23 protein-coding genes are annotated in these 20,929 nt (G+C 73.5%); 15 read left to right on the forward strand and 8 right to left on the reverse strand.

Annotated elements, in window-relative coordinates; all coding sequences use genetic code 11:
- Nucleotides 1–47: 47 nt before the first annotated feature.
- Nucleotides 48–893: a hypothetical protein gene (locus ACMCNK_RS32130; RefSeq protein ID WP_412740078.1), complete on the forward strand. Its 846-nt coding sequence runs from the start codon at nucleotides 48–50 to the stop codon at nucleotides 891–893.
- Nucleotides 894–925: 32 nt separating this feature from the next.
- Here ACMCNK_RS32130 and ACMCNK_RS32135 read toward each other — a convergent pair whose 3' ends face one another.
- Entirely contained in the window at nucleotides 926–1,642 is a 717-nt protein-coding gene (locus tag ACMCNK_RS32135) for an LON peptidase substrate-binding domain-containing protein (protein WP_412740079.1), read from the reverse strand.
- A 258-nt stretch (nucleotides 1,643–1,900) separates the two neighbouring features.
- Here ACMCNK_RS32135 and hisD point away from each other — a divergent pair, with 258 nt between their 5' ends.
- Genes hisD through hisF form a run of 9 tightly spaced genes read left to right on the forward strand, consistent with a single transcriptional unit; the run spans nucleotide 1,901 to nucleotide 7,912 of the window.
- Nucleotides 1,901–3,211 carry a histidinol dehydrogenase gene (gene hisD / locus ACMCNK_RS32140; RefSeq protein WP_412740080.1) on the forward strand — a complete coding sequence of 437 codons (1,311 nt, stop codon included), beginning with the start codon at nucleotides 1,901–1,903 and terminating at the stop codon, nucleotides 3,209–3,211.
- Nucleotides 3,208–4,296, forward strand: a complete 1,089-nt coding sequence (locus ACMCNK_RS32145; RefSeq protein ID WP_412740081.1) for a histidinol-phosphate transaminase — start codon at nucleotides 3,208–3,210, stop codon at nucleotides 4,294–4,296. The genes hisD and ACMCNK_RS32145 overlap by 4 nt, the downstream gene beginning before the upstream one ends.
- Nucleotides 4,293–4,904, forward strand: coding sequence for an imidazoleglycerol-phosphate dehydratase HisB (gene hisB, locus ACMCNK_RS32150; protein WP_412740082.1), 612 nt, complete (start codon nucleotides 4,293–4,295; stop codon nucleotides 4,902–4,904). Before ACMCNK_RS32145 ends, hisB begins: the two co-directional genes overlap by 4 nt.
- A complete protein-coding gene (locus ACMCNK_RS32155) occupies nucleotides 4,904–5,062 on the forward strand; it encodes a hypothetical protein (RefSeq protein ID WP_412740083.1) in 159 nt (52 codons plus the stop codon). The genes hisB and ACMCNK_RS32155 overlap by 1 nt, the downstream gene beginning before the upstream one ends.
- Complete coding sequence (gene hisH, locus ACMCNK_RS32160; protein WP_412740084.1) at nucleotides 5,062–5,715, forward strand: imidazole glycerol phosphate synthase subunit HisH; 654 nt, start codon at nucleotides 5,062–5,064, stop codon at nucleotides 5,713–5,715. Before ACMCNK_RS32155 ends, hisH begins: the two co-directional genes overlap by 1 nt.
- Entirely contained in the window at nucleotides 5,708–6,025 is a 318-nt protein-coding gene (locus tag ACMCNK_RS32165) for a hypothetical protein (RefSeq protein ID WP_412740085.1), read from the forward strand. The genes hisH and ACMCNK_RS32165 overlap by 8 nt, the downstream gene beginning before the upstream one ends.
- A gap of 11 nt (nucleotides 6,026–6,036) precedes the next feature.
- Nucleotides 6,037–6,762, forward strand: a complete 726-nt coding sequence (gene priA, locus ACMCNK_RS32170; RefSeq protein ID WP_412740086.1) for a bifunctional 1-(5-phosphoribosyl)-5-((5-phosphoribosylamino)methylideneamino)imidazole-4-carboxamide isomerase/phosphoribosylanthranilate isomerase PriA — start codon at nucleotides 6,037–6,039, stop codon at nucleotides 6,760–6,762.
- The gene (locus ACMCNK_RS32175; protein WP_412740087.1) at nucleotides 6,759–7,154 is read left to right on the forward strand and encodes a RidA family protein; all 396 of its coding nucleotides are present in this window, start codon (nucleotides 6,759–6,761) and stop codon (nucleotides 7,152–7,154) included. The genes priA and ACMCNK_RS32175 overlap by 4 nt, the downstream gene beginning before the upstream one ends.
- Nucleotides 7,151–7,912, forward strand: a complete 762-nt coding sequence (hisF, locus tag ACMCNK_RS32180) for an imidazole glycerol phosphate synthase subunit HisF (RefSeq protein ID WP_412740088.1) — start codon at nucleotides 7,151–7,153, stop codon at nucleotides 7,910–7,912. The genes ACMCNK_RS32175 and hisF overlap by 4 nt, the downstream gene beginning before the upstream one ends.
- On the opposite strand, the gene ACMCNK_RS32185 is transcribed toward hisF, so the two are convergent.
- Nucleotides 7,909–8,337 (reverse strand): hypothetical protein, encoded by a 429-nt coding sequence (locus ACMCNK_RS32185; RefSeq protein WP_412740089.1) that lies wholly within the window; start codon nucleotides 8,335–8,337, stop codon nucleotides 7,909–7,911. The genes hisF and ACMCNK_RS32185 overlap by 4 nt on opposite strands.
- 176 nt (nucleotides 8,338–8,513) lie before the next feature.
- Entirely contained in the window at nucleotides 8,514–9,170 is a 657-nt protein-coding gene (locus tag ACMCNK_RS32190; RefSeq protein ID WP_412740090.1) for a YczE/YyaS/YitT family protein, read from the reverse strand.
- 59 nt (nucleotides 9,171–9,229) lie between these two features.
- Here ACMCNK_RS32190 and ACMCNK_RS32195 point away from each other — a divergent pair, with 59 nt between their 5' ends.
- Together ACMCNK_RS32195 and ACMCNK_RS32200 are read left to right on the forward strand one after the other, a co-directional pair.
- Nucleotides 9,230–10,684, forward strand: a complete 1,455-nt coding sequence (locus tag ACMCNK_RS32195) for a PLP-dependent aminotransferase family protein (RefSeq protein ID WP_412740091.1) — start codon at nucleotides 9,230–9,232, stop codon at nucleotides 10,682–10,684.
- A gap of 92 nt (nucleotides 10,685–10,776) precedes the next feature.
- The gene (locus ACMCNK_RS32200; protein WP_412740092.1) at nucleotides 10,777–11,130 is read left to right on the forward strand and encodes a VOC family protein; all 354 of its coding nucleotides are present in this window, start codon (nucleotides 10,777–10,779) and stop codon (nucleotides 11,128–11,130) included.
- 53 nt (nucleotides 11,131–11,183) lie between these two features.
- Here the strand turns inward: ACMCNK_RS32200 and ACMCNK_RS32205 are convergent, their stop codons facing one another.
- A complete protein-coding gene (locus tag ACMCNK_RS32205; protein WP_412740093.1) occupies nucleotides 11,184–13,007 on the reverse strand; it encodes an AMP-dependent synthetase/ligase in 1,824 nt (607 codons plus the stop codon).
- A 307-nt stretch (nucleotides 13,008–13,314) separates the two neighbouring features.
- On the opposite strand from ACMCNK_RS32205, the gene ACMCNK_RS32210 reads away from it, so the two are divergent.
- The gene (locus ACMCNK_RS32210) at nucleotides 13,315–14,523 is read left to right on the forward strand and encodes a S8 family peptidase (RefSeq protein WP_412740094.1); all 1,209 of its coding nucleotides are present in this window, start codon (nucleotides 13,315–13,317) and stop codon (nucleotides 14,521–14,523) included.
- Nucleotides 14,524–14,585: 62 nt separating this feature from the next.
- On the opposite strand, the gene ACMCNK_RS32215 is transcribed toward ACMCNK_RS32210, so the two are convergent.
- Complete coding sequence (locus tag ACMCNK_RS32215) at nucleotides 14,586–15,224, reverse strand: PepSY domain-containing protein (protein WP_412740095.1); 639 nt, start codon at nucleotides 15,222–15,224, stop codon at nucleotides 14,586–14,588.
- A gap of 194 nt (nucleotides 15,225–15,418) precedes the next feature.
- Here ACMCNK_RS32215 and ACMCNK_RS32220 point away from each other — a divergent pair, with 194 nt between their 5' ends.
- Nucleotides 15,419–17,662, forward strand: a complete 2,244-nt coding sequence (locus tag ACMCNK_RS32220) for a putative bifunctional diguanylate cyclase/phosphodiesterase (protein ID WP_412740096.1) — start codon at nucleotides 15,419–15,421, stop codon at nucleotides 17,660–17,662.
- Here the strand turns inward: ACMCNK_RS32220 and ACMCNK_RS32225 are convergent.
- Nucleotides 17,659–18,924, reverse strand: a complete 1,266-nt coding sequence (locus tag ACMCNK_RS32225; RefSeq protein WP_412740097.1) for an ATP-binding protein — start codon at nucleotides 18,922–18,924, stop codon at nucleotides 17,659–17,661. The two genes, ACMCNK_RS32220 and ACMCNK_RS32225, sit on opposite strands and share 4 nt — an antisense overlap.
- Nucleotides 18,921–19,604 (reverse strand): response regulator transcription factor, encoded by a 684-nt coding sequence (locus ACMCNK_RS32230; RefSeq protein WP_412740098.1) that lies wholly within the window; start codon nucleotides 19,602–19,604, stop codon nucleotides 18,921–18,923. The genes ACMCNK_RS32225 and ACMCNK_RS32230 overlap by 4 nt, the downstream gene beginning before the upstream one ends.
- A gap of 101 nt (nucleotides 19,605–19,705) precedes the next feature.
- Between ACMCNK_RS32230 and ACMCNK_RS32235 the strand changes: the two genes are divergently transcribed.
- The gene (locus ACMCNK_RS32235) at nucleotides 19,706–20,257 is read left to right on the forward strand and encodes a septum formation initiator (protein ID WP_412740099.1); all 552 of its coding nucleotides are present in this window, start codon (nucleotides 19,706–19,708) and stop codon (nucleotides 20,255–20,257) included.
- Between the two features lie 13 nt (nucleotides 20,258–20,270).
- On the opposite strand, the gene ACMCNK_RS32240 is transcribed toward ACMCNK_RS32235, so the two are convergent.
- On the reverse strand, nucleotides 20,271–20,909 hold the full coding sequence (locus ACMCNK_RS32240) for a TIGR03085 family metal-binding protein (RefSeq protein ID WP_412740100.1): 639 nt from the start codon (nucleotides 20,907–20,909) through the stop codon (nucleotides 20,271–20,273).
- Between the last annotated feature and the right edge of the window lie 20 nt (nucleotides 20,910–20,929).

Genomic DNA, 20,929 nt, shown 5'->3' on the forward strand with positions numbered 1-20,929 from the left:
CAGGGGCATCACAGGCAGCATCCAGCGGGACCTGGCAGGATCGGGGGGTGAACCCCAGTCAGGAACCGGCGTCGCCGCACGGCGCGGAGCCGTCGTACCCGTCGCCGCCCGCGGCGGAGCCGTCGTACGCGCCCACGCCGCCGCCCCGCGCGGAGCCGTCGTACCTGATCCCGCCGCTGGACGCGCCCGCGCCGGCGGGCGACTGGGCACCACCGGCCGCGCCGCCGCAGCCCGCGACCCGGCCGTGGCGCCGTACCGTCTCGGCGGGTGCGCTGACCGCGCTCGTGGTCGCTCTGGCCGGGGTGCCGCTGGGCCTGATCTGGACATGGCTGGCACCGTCCGTCCCGGTGCTCAACGCCGGGGCGAACGGGATCGTGGTCAACGACCCGTCGCCGGAGCAGTACATCGCGGCCGACGGCTGGTTCGCCATCCTCGGGTTCGTGTTCGGCCTCGCCGTCGCGATCACCGCCTGGATGGTGCTGCGCCGGTACCGCGGGCCCGCGCTGCTCGTCGGTGTGACCGTGGGGACGCTGGCCGCGGCCGCGGCCGCGTGGGCGGTGGGCCGGGAGGTGGGCCTGCACGCGTACGAGCAGTGGCGGGAGACCTCGGCGCCCGGCGCCACCTACTCGGCCCCGCCCGACCTGCACGCCTACGGTGTGCTGCTGATCCCCGCGTTCGCCGCGGTCATCGTGCTGACGCTGCTTGCGGGCTGGTCCAGCGACCCGGACCTGGACCGCGCGGGGGCCGGCCCGGGCCACGACGAACCCTCGGCCGCACCCGGCGCGGACCTGTTGCCGGGCCCGGGGTCCGTCCCGGGCTGGACTGACGGGCAGCCGCCCGCACCGGCCGGCGACCTACCGCCGACCCCCGGCGCAGGCGCCAACCGCGCCTGACGGGGCTCCCTGACCCTTGCGGGGCTGCGGGGTCAGTTGGGGCTGGCGGGGCGGGCCAGGTCGGAGAGCGGGACCGGGACCGCCCGGACCCGAGCCAGCAGCCCGGCCTCACGGTTCAGCAGCCGCAGCTCGGCGCGCAGCCGCGTGGTCGTGTCCGGCGCCGCCAGCAGCTCCTGACGTTCCTCCAGCGTCAGCTGGGCGGTCGCCGCGACCAGGTGCGACAGCACGGTCGGGTCGTCCGGGACCTGGTCCAGCACCTCGGTCTCGGGGCGCAGCAGATCCAGGTACGTCCGCAGCGCGGCCAGCACCCGCGGGGCCAGTGCGTCGGCCACCTCGTCCGCCTGCTCCTCGTCGGGCAGCCACTCCACCTCGGCGGCGAGATACGGGTGGGTGTCCGCATCGAGGCTCAGGACCCGGAACCGGCGCCGGCCCACGGTCACGATGTCGAACCGGCCGTCCGGCAGCTCGGTGACCTGCCGCAGCTCGGCGGTGCAGCCGACGTCGAAGATCTGGGACAGGGTGACCGGCGCCTCGTCCACGATCGGCTCGTCATCGTCCTCGGCGGACGCCTGCGGAGTCTCCCAGCCGCGGCGCAGCGTCACCACGCCGAACTCGTGCGGGCCGTCGCCCGTGGCCGCGACCAGCTCGCGGACGAGGACCCGGTATCGCTCCTCGAAAATGTGCAGCGGCAGCACGAGGCCGGGAAAAAGGACTGTGCCCAGCGGAAAGACCGGCAGAATCGTGCCCACGGTGCGAGCGTATCGGTCCGGTGCGGCGACACGCGCGGCCGGTGCAGTGATCTTCGCGGGTCGCCCGGCAAATGCCGCGCGAGCCGCCCCGGCAACGCCCGGCGGTCCGCCCCGGCAACGCCACGCGGTTCGCCCCGCAACGCCATGCGAGCCGCACCGGCGAAAGCCACGAAGGCCGTGTCAGCCGTGCGGCGCCGGCGGTCCCACGCCCTGGAACGTGGCCGGTCCGGTGTCCGCCCCGCAGCCTAGACTGGGCCCGTGCTGAACCGGATCGACCTGCGCGGCTCCCGGCGGGACCCGCGCGGCCTGCTGCCCCGAGCCCAACTCGACGTCTCCGTCGCGGTAGAGAAGATCCGCCCGGTCGTCGAGGCGGTCCGCGAGCATGGGTTCCCGGCGATCCGGGAGGCGACGGAGCGCTTCGACGGCGTACGTCTGGAGCGTCTGCGGGTGCCCGCCGACGCGATCGCCGCGGCGGCGGACGGCCTCGACCCGGACGTGCGCGCCGCCCTGCTGGAGGCCATCGCCCGGGCCCGCAAGGTGCACACCGACCAGCGGCGCACGGACGTCACCACCCAGGTGGTGCCCGGCGGCACGGTGACCGAGCGCTGGGTGCCGGTCACCCGCGTCGGTCTGTACGTGCCGGGTGGCCTCGCGGTGTACCCGTCGACCGTGGTCATGAACGTGGTTCCCGCCCAGGTGGCGGGCGTGGAGAGCCTGGTGGTGGCGAGCCCGCCGCAACCGGACAACGGCGGCCTGCCCGACGCCCGGGTGCTCGCGGCGTGCGCGCTGCTCGGTGTCGACGAGGTGTATGCGGTCGGCGGCGCCCAGGCCGTCGCGATGCTCGGCTACGGCTGTGCGGGCGCCGACGAGGCCGACCGGTGCAAGCCCGTGGATGTGATCACCGGGCCGGGCAACATCTGGGTCACCGCGGCGAAGCGACTGCTGCGCGGCGTCGTCGGCATCGACGCCGAGGCGGGCCCTACCGAGATCGCGATTCTGGCCGACGACACCGCCGACCCCGTACACGTCGCGGCCGACCTGATCAGCCAGGCCGAGCACGACCCGCTCGCGGCCAGCGTGCTGGTCACCGACTCGACCGCGCTGCTGGCGGCGGTGGAGGCCGAGCTGGCCCGCCAGGTCGCGGCGACCAAGCACGAGGCCCGGGTCCGCGAGGCGCTGACCGGCGTGCAGTCCGGGGTGGTGCTGGTCGACGACGTGGAGCAGGGCCTGCGGGTGGTGGATGCGTACGCGGCGGAGCACCTGGAGATCCAGACCGCCGATGCCCGGGGGATCGCGATGCGGGTGCGCAACGCGGGCGCGATCTTCGTGGGGGCGTACTCGCCGGTGTCGCTGGGCGACTATGCGGCCGGTTCCAACCACGTGCTGCCGACCGGCGGCTGCGCCCGGCATTCCTCCGGGCTGTCGGTGCAGTCGTTCCTGCGCGGCATTCACGTCGTGGAGTACGACGAGGCCGCGCTGCGCGACGTCGCCGGGCACGTGGTGGCGCTCGCCAACGCCGAGGATCTGCCCGCGCACGGCGACGCCGTGGCGGTGAGGTTCCGCCCATGACCACGATCGACGATCTGCCGATCCGTGACGACCTGCGCGGCCGCAGCCCGTACGGGGCACCGCAGCTCGACGTCGCGGTGCGGCTGAACACGAACGAGAACTCGTATCCGGTGCCGGACGCGGTGGTGGACGCCATCGCCAAGGCGGTGCAGGCGGAGCTGCGCGACCTCAACCGCTACCCGGACCGGGACGCGGTCGCGTTGCGGACCGACCTGGCCGCATATCTGGGGTACGGGCTCAGCGCGGCGCACGTGTGGGCCGCCAACGGCTCCAACGAGGTCCAGCAGCAGCTGTTGCAGGCGTTCGCGGGGCCGGGGCGTACCGCGCTGGGTTTCGGCCCGTCGTACTCGATGCATCCGCTGCTGGCCGCGGGCACCGGCACCCGCTGGATCGGCGCGCAGCGGGCGGCCGACTTCGGGCTCACCCCCGAGTCGGCGGTCGCGCAGGTCGCCGCGCACGACCCCGACCTGGTGTTCCTCTGCTCGCCGAACAACCCGACCGGCACGGCGCTCGACCCGGCCGTCGTCGACGCGGTGCTGGCCACGGCGCGCGGCATGGTCGTGGTGGACGAGGCGTACGCGGAGTTCGCCCGGCCCGGCACCCCCAGCGCGCTGACACTGCTGCCGGGGCATCCGCGGCTCGTGGTCACCCGCACCATGAGCAAGGCGTTCGGGTTCGCCGGTGGCCGCCTGGGCTACCTGGCCGCCGACCCGGCCGTGGTGGACGCGGTCCAGCTGGTGCGGCTGCCGTACCACCTGTCGGCGCTCACCCAGGCCGCGGCCCGGGCCGCGCTCGCGCACCGCGCCGAGCTGCTGGTCACGGTCGACGCGATCAAGCAGCAGCGCGACCGGATCGTGGCCACGTTGCGCGGGCGCGGAGTGCAGGTCGCGGACAGCGACGCGAATTTCGTGTTGTTCGACGTCGGCGGCGACCAGAGCCAGGTGTGGCGGCAGCTGCTGGAGCACGGCGTGCTGGTCCGCGACGTCGGGCTGCCGGGCTGGCTGCGTGTCACCGCCGGCACCGAGTCCGAGACTGATGCTTTCCTGTCCGCGATGGACACCGCCGTGATGGAGATCGAGGCATGAGCCGCACCGCCCGCATCGAACGGGTCACCAAGGAGACCAAGGTGCTCGTCGAGATCGACCTCGACGGCACCGGCCAGGCAGAGCTGAGCACCGGCGTCGGCTTCTATGACCACATGCTCCACCAGCTCGCCAAGCACGGCGGGTTCGACCTGACCGTGCGCACCGAGGGCGACCTGGAGATCGACGCCCACCACACCATGGAGGACACCGCGATCGCGCTGGGTGAGGCGTTCGCCCAGGCGCTCGGCGACAAGGCCGGCATTCGCCGGTACGGTTCGGCCACGATCCCGATGGACGAGGTGCTGTGCCGGGCCGCGGTCGACCTGTCGGGCCGGCCGTACGTGGTGCATGAGGAGCCGGCGCTCGCGCCGTACATCGGGCCGGTGTATCCGACGAGCATGACCCGGCACATCTTCGAGTCGTTCGGGCATGCTGCGAAGGTGACCCTGCACGTCAGCGTGCTGCGCGCGGCCCGCGAGGGCGGCCATCCGGACGCCCACCACGTGGTGGAGGCGCAGTTCAAGGCGTTCTCCCGGGCGCTGCGCGAGGCGGTCGAGGTCGACCCGCGCAACGCCGGGGCGCTGCCGTCCACCAAGGGCGTGTTGTGATGGCGATCGCGTTGTTCGCCCTCGCGGGGATCCTGGTCGGCGGCGTGGTGTCGCTGGTCCGGCAGGGTGCGACCAAGTTCAGCATCGCCGTGGTCGCGCTCCTGGCCGCGCTGGCCGCCGCGGGCGGGGTGGCGTGGCTGATCCCGGGGGACAGCTGATGGCGTCGGTGGTGGTGCTCGACTACGGCTCGGGCAACCTGCGTTCCGCGGAGCGGGCCGTCGCCCGTACCGGCGCGGACGTGACCGTGACCGACGACCTGTCGGCCGCGGCCGCCGCCGACGGGCTGGTCGTGCCGGGGGTCGGCGCGTACGCGGCGTGCATGGCCGGGATCGACGCGCTCGGCGCCGGGCCGGTCATCGCGGAACGGGTCGCCGCCGGGCGGCCCGTGCTGGGCATCTGCGTGGGCATGCAGATCCTGTTCGAGTCCGGGGTCGAGCACGGGGTGGAGACCAAGGGGCTGGGGCTGCTGCCCGGCGCGGTGACCCGGCTGGCCGCCCACCGGATCCCGCACATGGGCTGGAACACGGTCGCCGCCCCGCCCGGCACGACACTGCTCGCCGACGCGGGGCCGGACACCCGGTTCTACTTCGTGCATTCGTACGCGGCGTCCGACCTCGACGCGCTGCGCGAGGCGGGGGCGCTGGTCACCACGGCCACGCACGATGTGCCGTTCGCGGCGGTCGTGGAGCACGGCGCCCTGTCCGCCGCGCAGTGCCATCCGGAGAAGTCCGCGGACGCCGGCTTCGCGCTGCTGCGCAACTGGGTGTCCACGCTGCCGGGTGAGAGTGGGAGCTGCGCGACCGGTGAGTAAGGAGCGGGCCCGGCGGCGGGCCGCCCGGCTCGCCGCCGCCGAGAAGCAGAAGGCCGCCCGGGCCCGCCGGGTGGCTCGCCGGCAGCGGCGGCAGGCGGTGCTGCGTTCGCTCACCCCCCGCCGGCGTAGCGCCGGCCGGTTGCACCGGCGCAGCCGGGCCGAACGCACCGGCATCCTGCTGGTGCCCCTGGTCGCCGCGGTCGCGGTCTGGGTCCTGGTGCCCGGCATCGCGCTGCGGGTGGTGCTGACCGTCCTGATCGTCCTTGTCCTGCCCGCCCTGGTGGTCCTCGTACTGGGCCGCCGATCCTAGGAGACATCACCGTGACTTTGACCCTGCTGCCCGCCGTCGACGTCGCCGACGGCCAGGCCGTGCGCCTCGTGCAGGGCGCCGCCGGCTCCGAGACCAGCTACGGCGACCCCGTGGAGGCGGCGCTCGCCTGGCAGAACGACGGCGCCGCCTGGGTGCACCTGGTCGACCTGGACGCCGCGTTCGGCCGCGGCTCCAACGCCGACCTGCTCGCCGACGTGGTCGGCCGGCTCGACGTGAACGTGGAGCTGTCCGGCGGTATCCGCGACGACGAGTCGCTGCGCCGCGCGCTGGCCACGGGCGCCGCCCGGGTCAACATCGGCACGGCCGCGCTGGAGGACCCCGAGTGGTGCGACCGGATCTGCGGCGAGTACGGCGACCGCGTCGCGATCGGCCTCGACGTGCGCGGCAGCACCCTGGCGGCCCGTGGCTGGACCCGCGACGGCGGTGACCTGTTCGAGGTGCTGGGACGGCTCGACAAGGCCGGGGCGGCACGCTACGTCGTCACGGACATCACGAAGGACGGCACGATGCGCGGCCCGAACCTGGACCTGCTGCGCGAGGTGTGCGCCCGTACGGACGCGCCGGTCATCGCCAGCGGCGGGGTGTCCGCGCTCGACGACCTGCGCGCCCTGGCCACGCTGGAGCCGATCGGGGTGGAGGGCGTGATCGCCGGCAAGGCCCTGTACGCGGGGGCGTTCACGGTCCGTGAGGCCCTGGCCGCCCTCGCCGCCGCATGATCGGCCGGTTCGGCTCCGGCGGCCGCTGGGAGCAGGCGTACGGGTACTCCCGCGCGGTCCGTGCGGGGGACCGGGTGTTCACGGCGGGCTGCACCGCCACGGTGGGCGGGGTGGTGCAGTGGGTCGGCGACCCGCATGCGCAGACGCTCACCGCGTTCCACATCGCGCTGGAGGCGTTGCGCGGCGCGGGCGGGTCGATCGAGCAGGTCGTGCGTACCCGGATGTACATCACGGACGCGGCGCACGCGGACGCGGTGGGCCGCGCGCACGGCGAGCTGTTCGGCGACGTACGGCCGGCGGCCACGCTGGTGGTGGTGGCGGGGCTGCTGCACCCGGACATGCTGGTCGAGGTGGAGGTCGAGGCGCTGGCCGCGGCGGAGGAGGGGTCATGACGGTCGCGGTGCGGGTGATCCCCTGCCTCGACGTGGATGCGGGACGGGTCGTCAAGGGCGTGAACTTCGTCGACCTGCGGGACGCGGGCGACCCGGTGGAGCTGGCCGCCGCGTACGACGCGCAGGGCGCGGACGAGCTGACGTTCCTCGACGTGACCGCCTCCTCGGACGGGCGTGCCACGATGCTCGACGTGGTCCGGCGTACCGCCGAGTCGGTGTTCATCCCGCTCACGGTCGGCGGCGGGGTGCGTTCCGTGGACAACGTCGACACGCTGCTGCGGGCGGGCGCCGACAAGGTGGGGGTCAACACCGCGGCCATCGCCCGCCCCGAGCTGATCGCGGAGATCGCGGACCGGTTCGGCAACCAGGTGCTGGTGCTGTCCCTGGACGTGCGCCGGGCGGCGGGCACCGACAGCGGCTGGGAGGTCACCACGCACGGCGGGCGCCGCAGCGCGGGCCTGGACGCGGTGCAGTGGGCGCAGCGGGTGGCCGAGCTGGGCGCGGGCGAGATCCTGCTCAACTCGATGGACGCGGACGGGACGAAGAGCGGCTTCGATCTGGAGCTGATCGCCGCGGTCCGCGCGGTGGTCGACATCCCGGTCATCGCCAGCGGCGGGGCGGGTGCGCCCGGGCACTTCCCCCCGGCGATCACGGCGGGTGCCGATGCGGTGCTCGCGGCCAGTGTGTTCCACTTCGGAGAGCTCACGATCGGTGAGGTGAAGGAAGGCCTGCGCGCGGCCGGGCACGCGGTGCGTTAGCGGCCGTCGGCGAGGCGCAGTGAGTACTCGCGGACCGCGGACTGGTAGGTGGCCTCGCTCAGGGCCCAGTCGCCGTCGCCGGGCCGGCAGCCGCGGTTGAGCTGGGTCTGCATGGTCAGCACAGCCGACGACAGGCCGCTGAACGGCCGGGTCCGCCAGAGCTGCTCACCGGCCGAAGCCACCTCGACCAGGTCGTCGTCCACAGTGATCAGCTCGGCGCCGCAGAGCCGCCGCACCGACTCCTCCAGCTCGCCGCGGCTCGGCACGCTGTGGTGCAGGAAGTCGGCGGCGGCGAGCACGTCGGCGAGGCTGGCGCCCGTCACGGGCAACGCGGCGTGCAGGGCGCGGTCGCGTTCCAGCCGCGCGGCGATGACCACGGCGACGAAGATCCACGCGTCGTTCCATCGCCAGCCGCCAGCCCCCATGCCGCAATGATGCCGTGTGCGTGCCGCGCCGGGAAGCGAATGTGGCTGGGTGATCAGACGCTCACCCATCAGCGCCCGGCCGGCGGGTGGCATCGGCGGGCCAGTTCCCCCGGTCGATGTCACCCGCACGTGCGGGCCGCCGGTGCAAGGGTGCGGTTTGCCGTCGTCGGGCCCGCTCAGGCGGTGGCGGCGAGCGTGGCCTGCCCCGGCTCCCGCAGCGTGAAGCGGGGGATGAAGACCTGGGCGAGCGGGCCGATGGCGAGCGCGTACGCGATCGTGCCGACGCCGACCGTGCCGCCCAGCAGGAAGCCCACGGCCAGCACGGCCACCTCGATCGTGGTACGCACCAGCCGGATCGACAGCCGGGGGAACCGGCCCACGATGCCGGTCATCAGCCCGTCCCGGGGGCCCGGGCCCAGCCGGGTGCCGATGTAGAGCCCGGTGGCGACGCCGTTGAGCAGGATCCCGGCGACCAGGTACGTGACGCGCACGGGCAGGCTGCCCCCGGACGGCAGCACCGCGAGGGCGCCGTCCACGACGAGGCCGATCACGACCAGGTTGGCGATGGTGCCGACGCCGGGCCGCTGGCGTAGCGGGATCCACAGCAGCAGGATCGGTACGCCAGTGATGATCACCACGGTGCCGAAGCTGACCCCGGTGGCCCGGGACACGCCCTGGTGGAACACGTCCCACGGGGTGAGGCCGAGGCCGGAGACGACCATGAGGGCCATGCTGAAGCCGTACAGGGTCAGGCCCGCGGTCAGCTGGGTGAGGCGGCGGATCGGACGGAGAAAGCGGACAGTGACCTGATCGGTGTTGCCAGTCGTTGGCATAGCTGCCACTCTGAATGCCAATTGCGCGGCCCGAAAGGGCCAATCTGGCGGAGGTGGCGGTGACGACGTCGGTACGCGGCGGCCAATTGGCCCGGCTGCTGGGGCAGTGGCACTCCTTGCCGGGTCGTCACAAGCGACCCGACTACGACGCGCTCGCGGGCGCGATCCGCGGGTTGCTGTCGGACAGCCGCCTGCCGCTGAGCGTGCGCCTGCCCGCCGAACGGGAGCTCGCCGAGTCCCTCGGGATCAGCCGCACTACGGTGTCGGCGGCGTACCGGTCGCTGCGCGAGACCGGGCACCTGACCAGCCGCCGCGGCGCGGGCAGCTGGACCACGCTGCCGACCGGACACCGGGTCGGCAGTTCCGGGTTGTGGGCGCCCGACGACGGCCTCGACATGATCGACATGGGGGTGGCCGCGTCGGCGGGACCGGTCGAACTGGTCGCCGCGGCCCGGGCCGCCGCCGACGACCTGCCCCGCTACCTGGGCAGCGCCGGCTACCACCCGACCGGCCTGCCCGAGCTGCGGGCCGCGGTCGCGGAGGGCTTCGCCGCCCGGGGCGTGCCGACCAGCGCGGAACAGATCCTCATCACCAGCGGCACCCAGCAGGCCCTCGACCTGGTGCTGCGGTTGTCCGTCCCGGCCGGGGCGCCCGTGCTCGTGGAGTCGCCCACATACCCGAACGCGCTGGCCGCGCTGTCGGCCCGGCGAGCCCGGATCAGCACCCACGGGCTGGACCCGCGCACCGGATGGGACGCCGAACTGCTGCTCGGCGCGCTGCGGCAGACCCGGCCCCGGCTCGCGTACCTGATCCCGGAGTTCCAGAACCCGACCGGTCATCTCATGCCCGCCGGGCTGCGCGAACGCCTGGTCGGGGCGGCCCACGCGACCGGCACCGAGCTGGTCATCGACGAGTCGTTCGTGGATCTGTCGCTGGACGGCTCACCGATGCCGCCGCCGGTCGCGGTGTTCGACCGGCACTCACGGGTGGTGTCGATCGGCGGGATGAGCAAGGCGTACTGGGGTGGGCTGCGGATCGGCTGGGTCCGCGCCTCCGCGCCTCTGGTGCAGCGGCTGGCCGCGCTGCGGGTCGGGGTGGACATGGCCAGCCCGGTGCTGGAACAGCTCGTCGCGGTGCGCCTGCTGGCCCAGGAGCAGGAGATCGTGGCCGCCCGCCGGGCGCAGCTCACGTTCCGCCGCGACACTCTGGTCGCGGCGCTGCGCGAGCTGCTGCCCGAGTGGCAGGTGTGCGTACCGGGCGGGGGTGTCACGCTCTGGGCGGAGCTGGACGGGCCCATCTCCAGCGCGCTGGCCCGGGCGGCAGAGGACGTCGGTGTCCGGCTCGCGCCGGGCCCCCGGTTCGGGCTGGACGGCACGCTGGAGCGTTTCGTCCGGCTGCCGTTCACGCTCGCCGCCGACGACCTGACCGAGGCCGTACGCCGGATCGCCGCCGTGCGCCACGACCTGGACCGGGCCAGCCGGCCCGCGTGGCGTACCCCGGCGGTCATCGCGTAGCGGCCCGGGTCGGTCAAGATGTCACCCTCGTGCGTCGCGATCCGTCACAGTGGTGGACGGGCCGTAGCGGCCCGATGTGACAGGAGGCACGCATGATCAAGGGCATCCGCAACATCGTCCACCCGGTCGCGAACCTCGCGGCGGCGACCGAGTTGTATCGCACGTTGCTGGGCGTGGACCCGTACGTCAACGAGCCCTACTACGTCGGGTTCCGGCCGCCGGGTGCGCCGGAGGTGGGCCTGGATCCGAACGGCCACCCCAAGGGCATGAGCCACCCGGTGACGTTCTGGCAGGTCGACGACGCGGCGGCGGCCGTGAAGGAACTGGTTGCCGCGGGTGCCCGGGAGCACCAGCCGGTCAAGGACGTGGGTGGGGGTGCGCTGACCGCGCTCGTGCGCGACGCCGACGGCAACATGGTCGGGCTGTTCCAGGCACCCTCGGCGTGACGCGACGGGCCCGGATCCGCACGTGCGGATCCGGGCCCGGCAGAACTCGCGGGTCAGATCTGGGCGAGGCTGCCCGCGTACATCTTGTCGATCTCGGCGGCGAAGTTCGTCTCGACGCTGCGCCGCTTGATCTTCATCGACGGGGTGATCTCGCCCTGCTCGATGCTGAGGTCGCGCGGCAGGATGGCGAACTTCTTGACCGTCTCCCACCGGTTGAGCTTGCCGTTGAGCTCGTCGATGAAGCCCGAGATGAGTTTCTCGGTCTCGGGCGCGGCGACGATGTCCGCGTACGTGCGGCCGTCTAGCGGCCCGCCCGCGGCCCAGGCCACGATGGCGTCCTCGTCCAGCGAGATGAGCATCGTGACGTAGTTGCGCGCCTGCCCCACCACCACGGCCTGCGACGTGTACGGGCACACCGCCTTGAACATGCCCTCGATGCTCGACGGCGCGATGTACTTGCCGCCGGACGTCTTGACCAGGTCCTTCTTGCGGTCCGTGATGGTCAGGTTGCCCTCGGCGTCCAGGTTGCCGATGTCGCCCGTACGGAAGAAGCCGTCCTCGGTGAACGCCTCCGCCGTCTCCTTGGGCAGATTGTGGTAGCCGCGCATGACCGGGGCGCCGCGCAGCAGGATCTCGCCGTCGGTGTCGATCCGGACCTCCAGATCGCCCAGCGGCTTGCCGACCGTGCCGATCTTCAGATGGCCCACCCGGTTGACGAAGTTCGCGGCGCTGGTCTCGGTGAGGCCGTAGCCCTCCGAGATCGGCAGGTTCGCGGCAGCGAAGAACTCGGCGATGTCGCGGCTCAGCGGCGCCGACCCCGACACCAGTACGCGCAGCCGCCCGCCGAGGCGCTCCTGCAGCTTGCTGAAGACGAGCTTTTCCGCGATCGCGTACTCGGTGCGCAGCCACAGGTCCACGGGCTTGCCGGCCTGCTCCAGGCGGACCTTGCGCTTGCCCGTGGTGAGCGCCCAGCTGAAGATCTTCGCCTTCAGGCCGCCCTCGCCGAGCGCGGTGGTGACGGTCTTGTTGTAGATCTTCTCGAAGATGCGCGGGGCGGCCGCCATCAGCGTGGGCCTGATCACGGTGAGCTTTTCCACGAGCTTGTCGACCCGGCCGTCCACATAGGTCGGCACGCCCACGTGGATGACGCCGCAGAGGATGGTCTTGCCGAACGAGTGTGACAGCGGCAGCCACAGGTACTGCAGGTCGTCGGGGTCGTACAGGCCGAGGTCCTCCTGGGCGATGCCCTCCCAGGTCCAGCCGCGGTGCAGCAGCTCGACGCCCTTGGGGTGACCCGTCGTGCCGGACGTGTAGATGAGCGTCGCCACGTTCTCCGGGGCGATGGCCTCGATCGCGCGATCGATCAGGCCGGGGTCGCGGGCCAGCGCGGCGCGGCCGCGTTCCTCCAGGTCGGCGAGCGTGAGCTGGGGCGGCTCGGCCTCGGCGTCGGCCAGCCCGTCGATGAGGACGACGTGGGTGACCGAGGTGTCCACACCGGCAATCTTGAGCGCCTGCTTCGGGTTCTCGGCCACCAGAACCTTGGAGCCCGAGTCGGCGATGATGAACGCCGCATCCTCGGGCTCCGTGGTCGGGTAGACGGTGGTCGTCGCCCCGCCGGCACAGTTGATCGCGAGGTCCGCCAGGATCCATTCGAGGCGGGTGTTCGACAGGATCGACACCCGGTCTTCCAGGCCCACGCCGAGCTCGGCGAGCCCGGCGGCCAGCGCGACGGCCTTGTCCTTCACCTGCGCCCAGGTCAGCCATGCCATGCCGGTGTCGTCCGAGTTGGGACTGGCGAACGCCTGCTTGTCCGGGGTGGCCGCCACCCGCTTCAGGAACATGTCCGGGATCGACCGGTAGGGAACGTCGAGAGCCATCGGGCGCCGCCTTCGTGCCGGTATGAGATGAAACGGTTGCAACGTAACAGCCGTGTTACCCGAGAGTATTGCCGGTGTGGCCTGAGGGCCATAGCCCCGCCGCAGTCCGTTGATCCTAACCAGCACCGGCCGTTCGGCCGAGGTGCAGCGCCGCGCCAGCGGGACGATCCCGGCGGTATATCCCAATCGGGATGGAGTGGCGGCCGTCGATGCCCCGTAACCTGGCGTCAATAAACCGACCACCGTCGATATTTGCGGGTCACGAGCACGCGGACGGGTCGGCCGGCAGGCGCGAGAGAGGAACACCATGGCGATTCGACGCCCCCTCGGCGGCCAGGCCCTGGCCGTCAGTCTGCTCGTTGTGGCGACCGCCACGGCCGCGGCGGCAACCCCGGCTGCGGCGGCGGCACCGACGGGACAGGTCCGGTTCGCGAGCACCGCGACGGCGATCCCCGGCAGTTACATCGTGGTTCTCAAGGACGGCACCCACGGCACCCGGCCCGGCATGGCGGCGGCTGCCGCGAAGGCCCGCGGCCTCGCCTCCGGGTACGGCGCGCAGGTCCACTACACGTACGGGGCTGCGCTCACCGGCTTCGAGGCGAGCATGAGCGACGACACCGCCCGGCGCATCGCCGCCGACCCGCGGGTCGCGTACGTCGAGCAGAACCAGAAGGTCTCGCTGCTCGAGACGCAGAACGGGGCCACCTGGGGCCTGGACCGCGTCGACCAGGCGGCCCTGCCGCTCAGCGGCACGTACACCTACCCGACCACGGCGAGCAATGTGACCGCGTACGTCATCGACACCGGCATCCTCTACTCGCACGCCGACTTCGGTGGCCGGGCGACCCCCGGCTACGACGCGGTGGGTACCGGCGGCGTCGACTGCCACGGCCACGGCACGCACGTCTCCGGCACGATCGGCGGCGCCACGTACGGCCTGGCCAAGCAGGTCCACCTCGTCGGGGTGCGGGTGCTCAACTGCTCCGGCAGCGGCACCACCGCCGGGGTCGTCGCGGGCGTCGACTGGGTGACCCAGAACGCCAGCAAGCCCGCCGTGGCCAACATGAGCCTGGGCGGCGGCGCCAGCAGCACCCTCGACGACGCGGTCGCCGCGTCGATCTCGTCCGGGGTCACGTACGCGCTGGCCGCCGGCAACTCCAACGCCGACGCCTGCAGCACCTCACCGGCCCGGGTCGGCGCCGCGATCACGGTCGGTGCGACCACGAACACCGACGCCCGCGCGTCGTACTCGAACTACGGCACCTGCCTGGACATCTTCGCGCCCGGCACGTCGATCACCTCGGACTGGGCCTCCGGCGACTCCGCGACCAACACCATCAGCGGCACCTCGATGGCGTCGCCGCACGTGGCCGGCGCGGCGGCGCTGGTGCTGGCGCGCAACCCGTCGTACACCCCGGCGCAGGTTCGTGACGCGCTGGTCGCGGACGCCACCTCGAACGCGGTCAGCAACCCCGGCAGCGGCTCGCCGAACCGCCTGCTGTTCGTCTCCCAGTAGCCGCACGCACGAACGAGGCCCCGTGGCAAAGCCACGGGGCCTCCACCTGGTTCGCCGACGGATCAGTCGTCGGAGCCGTGCCGGCCGCTGCCGTGGTCGTCGCCACCCCGGTCGTCCCCGCCGCGACCCCGGTCGTCGGCGGTGGTGTCGTCGGAGCCCTGGCCGCGGCCACGGTCGTCGGCGGTGGTGTCGTCGGAGCCCTGGCCCTGGCCCCGGCCGCGGTCGTCGGCGGTGGTGTCGTCGGAGCCGCGGCCCCGGTCGTCCGCCACGGAGCCGCCCGAGGCGCCCTTGACACGGTGCCGCGTGACCGCGCCGGTCGCCTGGTCCACGTCGATGTCGTGGCGCACCCCGCCGGCCACCACGTCGACGTCCCAGACCGCGCGGCCGTGCTCGGTCTCGGCCTCGATGCTGGTGACCCGGCCGCCGCCGGTGGCCCGCAGCGCGATCGCACGGGCCGTGTCGATGCTCACCACACCGGCCGCGGTCGGCGCCGCGGTCGGTGCGGAGGTCGAGTCGTCCGACCGGGACGGCGCGATGGGGTCACCGTTCGGCAGCATGGGAACCGCCCGGCCGCCCTTGTCGTCGGCCCGCACGTGGGCGGCGGAGTCGTCGGCGCCGGACGAGGCGAGCGCGGTGCCGCCGACGCCGAGCGCCGCGGCGAGCCCGATGGCGAGGGTGCCCGCGGTACGAAAGCTGATCATCGTCTGTTCCTCCGGTGCTGGTGACAGAGCTGATGTCTGTCGGACAGGAAGCACCTTCGTGCGCCGGGGGCTATGGCCGGGCTGTGTGATCGTTAAGCGCACGCTAAGAGGCCAAGAGTTTTGTCTGATTCAGGACCTTGGTCCGAATCCGGTAGATTCTCATGCCGGACGCTCGACGGCCGATATCACCGCACGTGGGGATCGGGCTGACAGCGGTACGAGGTTGGATACCGGCCGGCGGCGGGCTCCGCGACGAGGACTGGGCCGGCCGGCACCGCCTCCTGACCACGCTGCTCGCGGGCTGCGTCGTCGCCCTGACCGCGTTCGGGGCGCTGCAGGGCGGGCTGGGCCGGTCCTGGCTGGTCAGCGTCATCCTCATCCTGCCGTGCGTGGTGGCCGCGGCCGTGCTGCCGCCGCGGCGGCTGCCCTCGACGTTCGTGGCGCTGGGCTTCACGATCGCCTGCGGCGGGTTCGTCGCCATGACCCACGGGCTCACCGAGTCGCATTTCGCGTTCTTCGTCGCCGTCCCGGCACTGGCCCTGTACCGCGACTGGACCCCGTTCGGGATGTTCCTGGTCAGCACGACACTGCACCACGCGGTGTTCGGGACGCTCGTCAGCGACCGTACGTACGACCACCACAGCGCGATGGTGCATCCGTGGCTGTGGGCGCTGCTGCACGGCGTCGCGGTACTGCTCGCCGCCGCCTTCCAGGTGATCGCGTGGCGGCTCACCGAGGCCGAGGAGTCCCGGGCCCAGGACAACCTCGACGCCAGCCAGGCCCAGCTCAGCGTGGCGTTCGACGAGACGCCGGTGCCCATGGCGATGATCGCGCCGGACGGCGTGCTGCTGCGCACCAACTCGGCGTACCGGAACTGGCTGGGGCTGCCCGATGAGCTGCCCGCCGGGTACACGGTGCGCGACCTGCCCCTCAAGCCCGTCGACGACAACGGCGGCCCGCTGTTCGACGATCTGGTCCAGCGGGCCGATCCGGTCACGCTGACCCGGCGCTACCGCCGCGGCACCGACGGCGCCCTGATCTGGGTCGAGATCCACAGCACCGGCCTGCGCGACCGATGGGGCAAGCTGCGGCTGATCTTCGTGCACTGCCGCGACGTCACTCGCGACCGCGAGCACGAGGCGGCGCTGCGGCGCCAGGTCCGGCAGGACCCGCTGACCGGGCTGCTGTCCCGGCAGGCGTTCGAGCAGGATCTGGCGGCGCTGCTCGGCGAGGACCCCGCGCCGGTCTGCGTGCTGTTCCTGGACGTCGACCGGTTCAAGTCGATCAACGACGGCTCCGGCCACGCCACCGGCGACACCGTCCTGCGGGCGCTGGCCGCGCGGCTCCAGCAGTGCGTACCGCCGGAGTCGCTTCTGGCGCGCCTCGGCGGCGACGAGTTCGTGGTCGCGGTGCGCGCACCGATCGCGGACGGCGTCCGGGTCGGTGCGGCGGTGCTCGCGGCGCTCGCCGAGCCGCTGCCGGTGCCCGGCGGCAGCGTGCGGCTCGGTGCCAGCGTCGGGCTGGCCGTGGCGCACGGCGCCGACCAGGCCGCACAGGTCGTCCTGGACGCCGACACCGCCATGTACGCCGCCAAGCGCGCCGGCGGCCACCGCCTGAAGATCTTCAGCGACCAGATGCGGGTCACCGTCCAGCAGCACCTCGTCGCGGAGTCCCGGCTGCGGGCCGCACTCGACGGGGACCGCGAGACGAACCTGCCGGTGTGGTTCCAGCCGATCGTCTCGGCCACCACCGGGCACATCCTCGGCGCCGAGGCGCTGGTGCGGCTGCGCACACCGGAGGGAGAGATTCTCGCGCCGGGACACTTCATCGGCGCCGCCGAGGAGACCGGCCTGGTCGTGCCGCTCGGGGAACACGTACTGGCCGCGGCGCTGCGGCACCTGACGCGGTGGGACCGTGAGCTGGGCTACGTGTCGGTCAACGTGAGCCCGCGGCAGCTCGCCGAGACCGGATTCGTCCCCCTGCTCACCGGCCTGCTGGCCCGCGCGCCGGGCATCGACCCCGCACGGCTGGTCCTGGAGATCACCGAGACGGCCCAGCTCGTCACGTCGACCGACCTGCACGAACGACTGCGGGCGATCAAGGCCTTGGGCGTACGGATCGCGCTGGACGACTTCGGCACCGGCTACAGCTCCCTGACCTGGCTGCAGTCCGTCCCGGCGGACGTGGTGAAGCTCGACCGTACGTTCGTCGCGGGCCTGGCCACCGACGCCCGCAAGGCGTCCATCATCTCCGCGGTGCTGTGGCTGGCCCGCTCGCTGAACATGACCGTCGTGGCCGAGGGCGTCGAGGAGCAGGACGACTGGAACGCGCTGCGCGCCGCCGACTGCCAGGCCATCCAGGGCTACCTGTTCAGCAGACCGCTGCCGCCGGCGGAGTTCGACGCGCTGCTGCGCGGGGACGCCCGCCAGGCTGCCTAACGGGCCGGGCCGGTCAGCTCCAGGACGACCCGGGCGCCGCCGCCGCGGGCCGGCTCGACCCGCAGCACCCCGCCGGTGGCCTCGGCGGCCTGCCGGGCGATGTCCATACCCAGCCCGGTCGAACCCGACCCGGACGCCCCCCGGCGCAGCGCGGTGTGCGGAAACCCCGGACCGGCGTCCGACACGGTCAGCACCGCGCCGCCGCCCGGTCGCGCGGTCAGCGACACCCCGAAGTCCGTGCCGTCCGGGGTGTGCGCGAACACGTTGCCCAGCAGCGCGTCCAGCGCCGCCGCGAGGTCGTCGGCGGGCACCGCCACCGGCAGCGGCGTGCCGGGCAGCTCGTGGCGTACGCCCCGATCGGTGTCCTCGGCCAGCACGGACCAGAACGCGACCCGGTCGGCCACCACCGCGGTCGCGTCGCAGCCGGCCCGCGGGCGGTGCGTGCCGCGGTGGCGGGCCTCCCGGATGACCGCGGTGACGGCCCGTTCGATGGCGTCCGCCGCGTCCGCCACGCGTGCCGCGTCGTCCGGGTCGCGCAGCGACTCCGCCTCCAGGCGCAGCGCGGTCAGCGGCGTACGCAACCGGTGTGACAGGTCGGCGACCTGCTCCCGCTCCTGACGCAACAGGTCCTGGATGCGGCCCGCCAGGTGGTTCAGCGCCCCGGCCACCTCGCGCAGCTCCGGCGGCCCGGCCGGCGACGCCCGCGCCGACAGCTCCGCCCGGGCCAGGCGATGCGAGACCGCGGACAGCTCCGCGATCGGCTTCACCAACGTACGGGCGAGCCGGTCCGCGACCAGCAGCCCCAGCAGCACCAGCGCGGCGCCGAGCCCGGCCAGCACCAGCCACGCCTGGGTCACCCCGCGGGTCAGCGCCGCGCGCGGCACCACGGTACGCACCACGGCCGTGCCCTGCGCGGTGACGACCGGCACGACGATCTCCCGCCCGGCCGGGCTGTCGACCGTGAACGACTGCCCGTCCACCCGCGCCAGCCGCACCGCCGCGGTCTCCGGCGCCGGCGTGCCGAGCACCCGCCCGTCCGGCAGGTACACCGTGACCGGCACGGACACCCCGCTCAGCGAGAGTTCCAGCTCGGCCGAATCGCTCGTACCCACCAGCGGGACGATCGCCCGGACCACGTCGTTCGCGCCGCTGACCGCCCGGTCCGCGGCGACCTGGCGGACCAGCAGCGCCAGCGGCACCAGGAACGCCAGCAACACCAGGCACGTGGTCGCGGCGACCAGCAGCGTCAGCCGGCGCCTCATCCGGGCTCGCTCAACCGCACGCCCACCCCCCGGAGGGTGTGCAGATAGCGCGGCTCCTGCGCGGTCTCGCCGAGCTTGCGCCGCAGCCACGACAGGTGCACGTCGACGGTCTTGTCCGCCCCGCCGTACGGCACCTGCCACACCTCGGCGAGCAGTTCACGCTTCGTCACCACCTGCCCGGCGCGGCTCGCGAGATGGTGCAGCAGGTCGAACTCGCGCGGGGTCAGGTCGAGCGGGGCGCCGTCCAGCGACGCGGTCCGGGCGCCCGCGTCGATGCGCAGCCCGCCGACCGTGAGCGCGGCCTGCTCCGGGCGGTCCGCGGCGCCGCGGCGCAGCACCGCCCGGATCCGGGCGTCGAGCTGCGCGGCCGTGAACGGCTTCACCACGTAGTCGTCCGCGCCCGCGTCCAGCACCTGGATGATCTCGGTCTCGTCGTCGCGGGCGGTCGCCACGATCACCGGGACCGCGCTGACCGCCCGCAACATGCGCAGCAGCTCCCGGCCGTCCAGGTCTGGCAGGCCCAGGTCGAGCACGACCAGCTCGGGGCGTTCGGCCAGCGCGGTCTGCAGGCCGTCCATCGCGGTGTGCGACGCGGCCACGGCGTGGCCCCGGTCGCGCAGGGCGCGCAGCAGACTCGTACGGATCGCCGCGTCGTCCTCGATCAACAGCAGGTGGGCCACCGCTGCACGGTAACCCGCACACCGCCCGTCACCAGGCGTGTTAACCCTCCCTTAGCGCCTGGCAGTCGTCGCTTTAGCCCAGCGCCGGGCATCATCGTCGAGTGACCCGACGTACCGTGCTCGTGACCGCCGGCTGGTTCGGCGCGGCCGTGCTGGCCGTGCTCATCGGGCTCGGCGCCGTCCACGTGATCGGCAGCGGCCTCACCTCGGAGGCCGGGCGCCCGCGTACGGAGGCCGAAGTGGCGAGCACCCTGGCCGCCCGGCAGGTGCCCGAGTCCTCGCCCGCGGTCCCGCCGGCCGGCGTGACGCCGTCCGCGCCGGAGCCGTCCGCCCCGGCCCCGGCGGATTCAGCGCCGTCCCGCACGCCCGCAACGCCGTCCGCCTCCACCGGGGCGGGTGCCTCGCCGTCGCCCACGGCGGTGCCGCGCTCGTTCCACACCCGCGGCGGCATCGTGGTCGCACGGTGCAGCGAGGGCCGGGTCGAGATCGTGGCGATGTCACCGCTGACCGGCTTCGCCGTGCACGAGCGCGATCAGGGGCCGAAGGACCAGGCCGAGGGCGAGTTCCGCGGCACGGCCGACGACCACGACCGGGTACGGGTCCGCGTCACGTGCGTGGCCGGCCGGCCCAGCCTGTCCGAGCGCGACGACTGAGCGGGCCCGTCCATCACATGCCCAGGCGGGCGGTGCGCAGCCGGTCGGCGGCCGCGTCGGGCCCGTCGACCTGCACCCGGGCGGCCCGCTGCCGGCCCGACAGGAACATCACCAGCTCGCCGGGCTCGCCGCTGAGCACCACGGCCGGGGAGCCCGCGCTCGGGGCGCCGACGCGCTGCTCCCCGACGCCCGGGGCCACCACCAGTACGGGCATCCCCAGCCGTCGCAGCCGCAGCCGGGCGGTCAGCCGCGCGGTACGCCACAGGGCCTGCCGTTCGCCCTCGTCCAGAGTGCGGGGGGTCCAGCCGGATCCGGCGCGGCGGATGTCCTCGTGGTGGATGAAGAACTCCACCGTGTTGGCCAGCTCGTCGGTGAGCGGGTTGCTGACCGGGCTCCACCACGGCGGGTTGCGCACCTCCTCGACCACCCGCTCGTACGGCTGCGCCGCCTTGGCCGTCCGGATCCGCTCGGTGTAGGCGGCGAACCGGGGCACCACGATGCCCGCCCCGGAGTCCGGGCGGCGCTCGCGGATGACCAGGTGGGCGGCCAGGTCGCGGGTCGTCCATCCGGCGCACAGCGTCGGGGCGTCCGGGCCCACCTGCAACAACAGGTCCGCCACGGCCGCGCGCTCCCGTTGGGCGTAGTCGCTCATGGGGTGATGGTATGGGCGGA

Source organism: Krasilnikovia sp. MM14-A1259 (genome assembly GCF_047159535.1).
Classification (GTDB): domain Bacteria; phylum Actinomycetota; class Actinomycetes; order Mycobacteriales; family Micromonosporaceae; genus Actinoplanes.

Excerpts from the sequence above, each read along its gene's own strand:
- ACMCNK_RS32145 (WP_412740081.1), top strand. The coding sequence starts at position 3,208 with ATGACCACGATCGACGATCTGCCGATCCGTGACGACCTGCGCGGCCGC.
- hisB (WP_412740082.1), top strand. The coding sequence starts at position 4,293 with ATGAGCCGCACCGCCCGCATCGAACGGGTCACCAAGGAGACCAAGGTG.
- ACMCNK_RS32155 (WP_412740083.1), top strand. The coding sequence starts at position 4,904 with ATGGCGATCGCGTTGTTCGCCCTCGCGGGGATCCTGGTCGGCGGCGTG.
- hisH (WP_412740084.1), top strand. The coding sequence starts at position 5,062 with ATGGCGTCGGTGGTGGTGCTCGACTACGGCTCGGGCAACCTGCGTTCC.
- ACMCNK_RS32175 (WP_412740087.1), top strand. The coding sequence starts at position 6,759 with ATGATCGGCCGGTTCGGCTCCGGCGGCCGCTGGGAGCAGGCGTACGGG.
- hisF (WP_412740088.1), top strand. The coding sequence starts at position 7,151 with ATGACGGTCGCGGTGCGGGTGATCCCCTGCCTCGACGTGGATGCGGGA.
- ACMCNK_RS32185 (WP_412740089.1), bottom strand. The coding sequence starts at position 8,337 with ATGGGGGCTGGCGGCTGGCGATGGAACGACGCGTGGATCTTCGTCGCC.
- ACMCNK_RS32190 (WP_412740090.1), bottom strand. The coding sequence starts at position 9,170 with ATGCCAACGACTGGCAACACCGATCAGGTCACTGTCCGCTTTCTCCGT.
- ACMCNK_RS32200 (WP_412740092.1), top strand. The coding sequence starts at position 10,777 with ATGATCAAGGGCATCCGCAACATCGTCCACCCGGTCGCGAACCTCGCG.
- ACMCNK_RS32205 (WP_412740093.1), bottom strand. The coding sequence starts at position 13,007 with ATGGCTCTCGACGTTCCCTACCGGTCGATCCCGGACATGTTCCTGAAG.
- ACMCNK_RS32210 (WP_412740094.1), top strand. The coding sequence starts at position 13,315 with ATGGCGATTCGACGCCCCCTCGGCGGCCAGGCCCTGGCCGTCAGTCTG.
- ACMCNK_RS32215 (WP_412740095.1), bottom strand. The coding sequence starts at position 15,224 with ATGATCAGCTTTCGTACCGCGGGCACCCTCGCCATCGGGCTCGCCGCG.
- ACMCNK_RS32225 (WP_412740097.1), bottom strand. The coding sequence starts at position 18,924 with ATGAGGCGCCGGCTGACGCTGCTGGTCGCCGCGACCACGTGCCTGGTG.
- ACMCNK_RS32240 (WP_412740100.1), bottom strand. The coding sequence starts at position 20,909 with ATGAGCGACTACGCCCAACGGGAGCGCGCGGCCGTGGCGGACCTGTTG.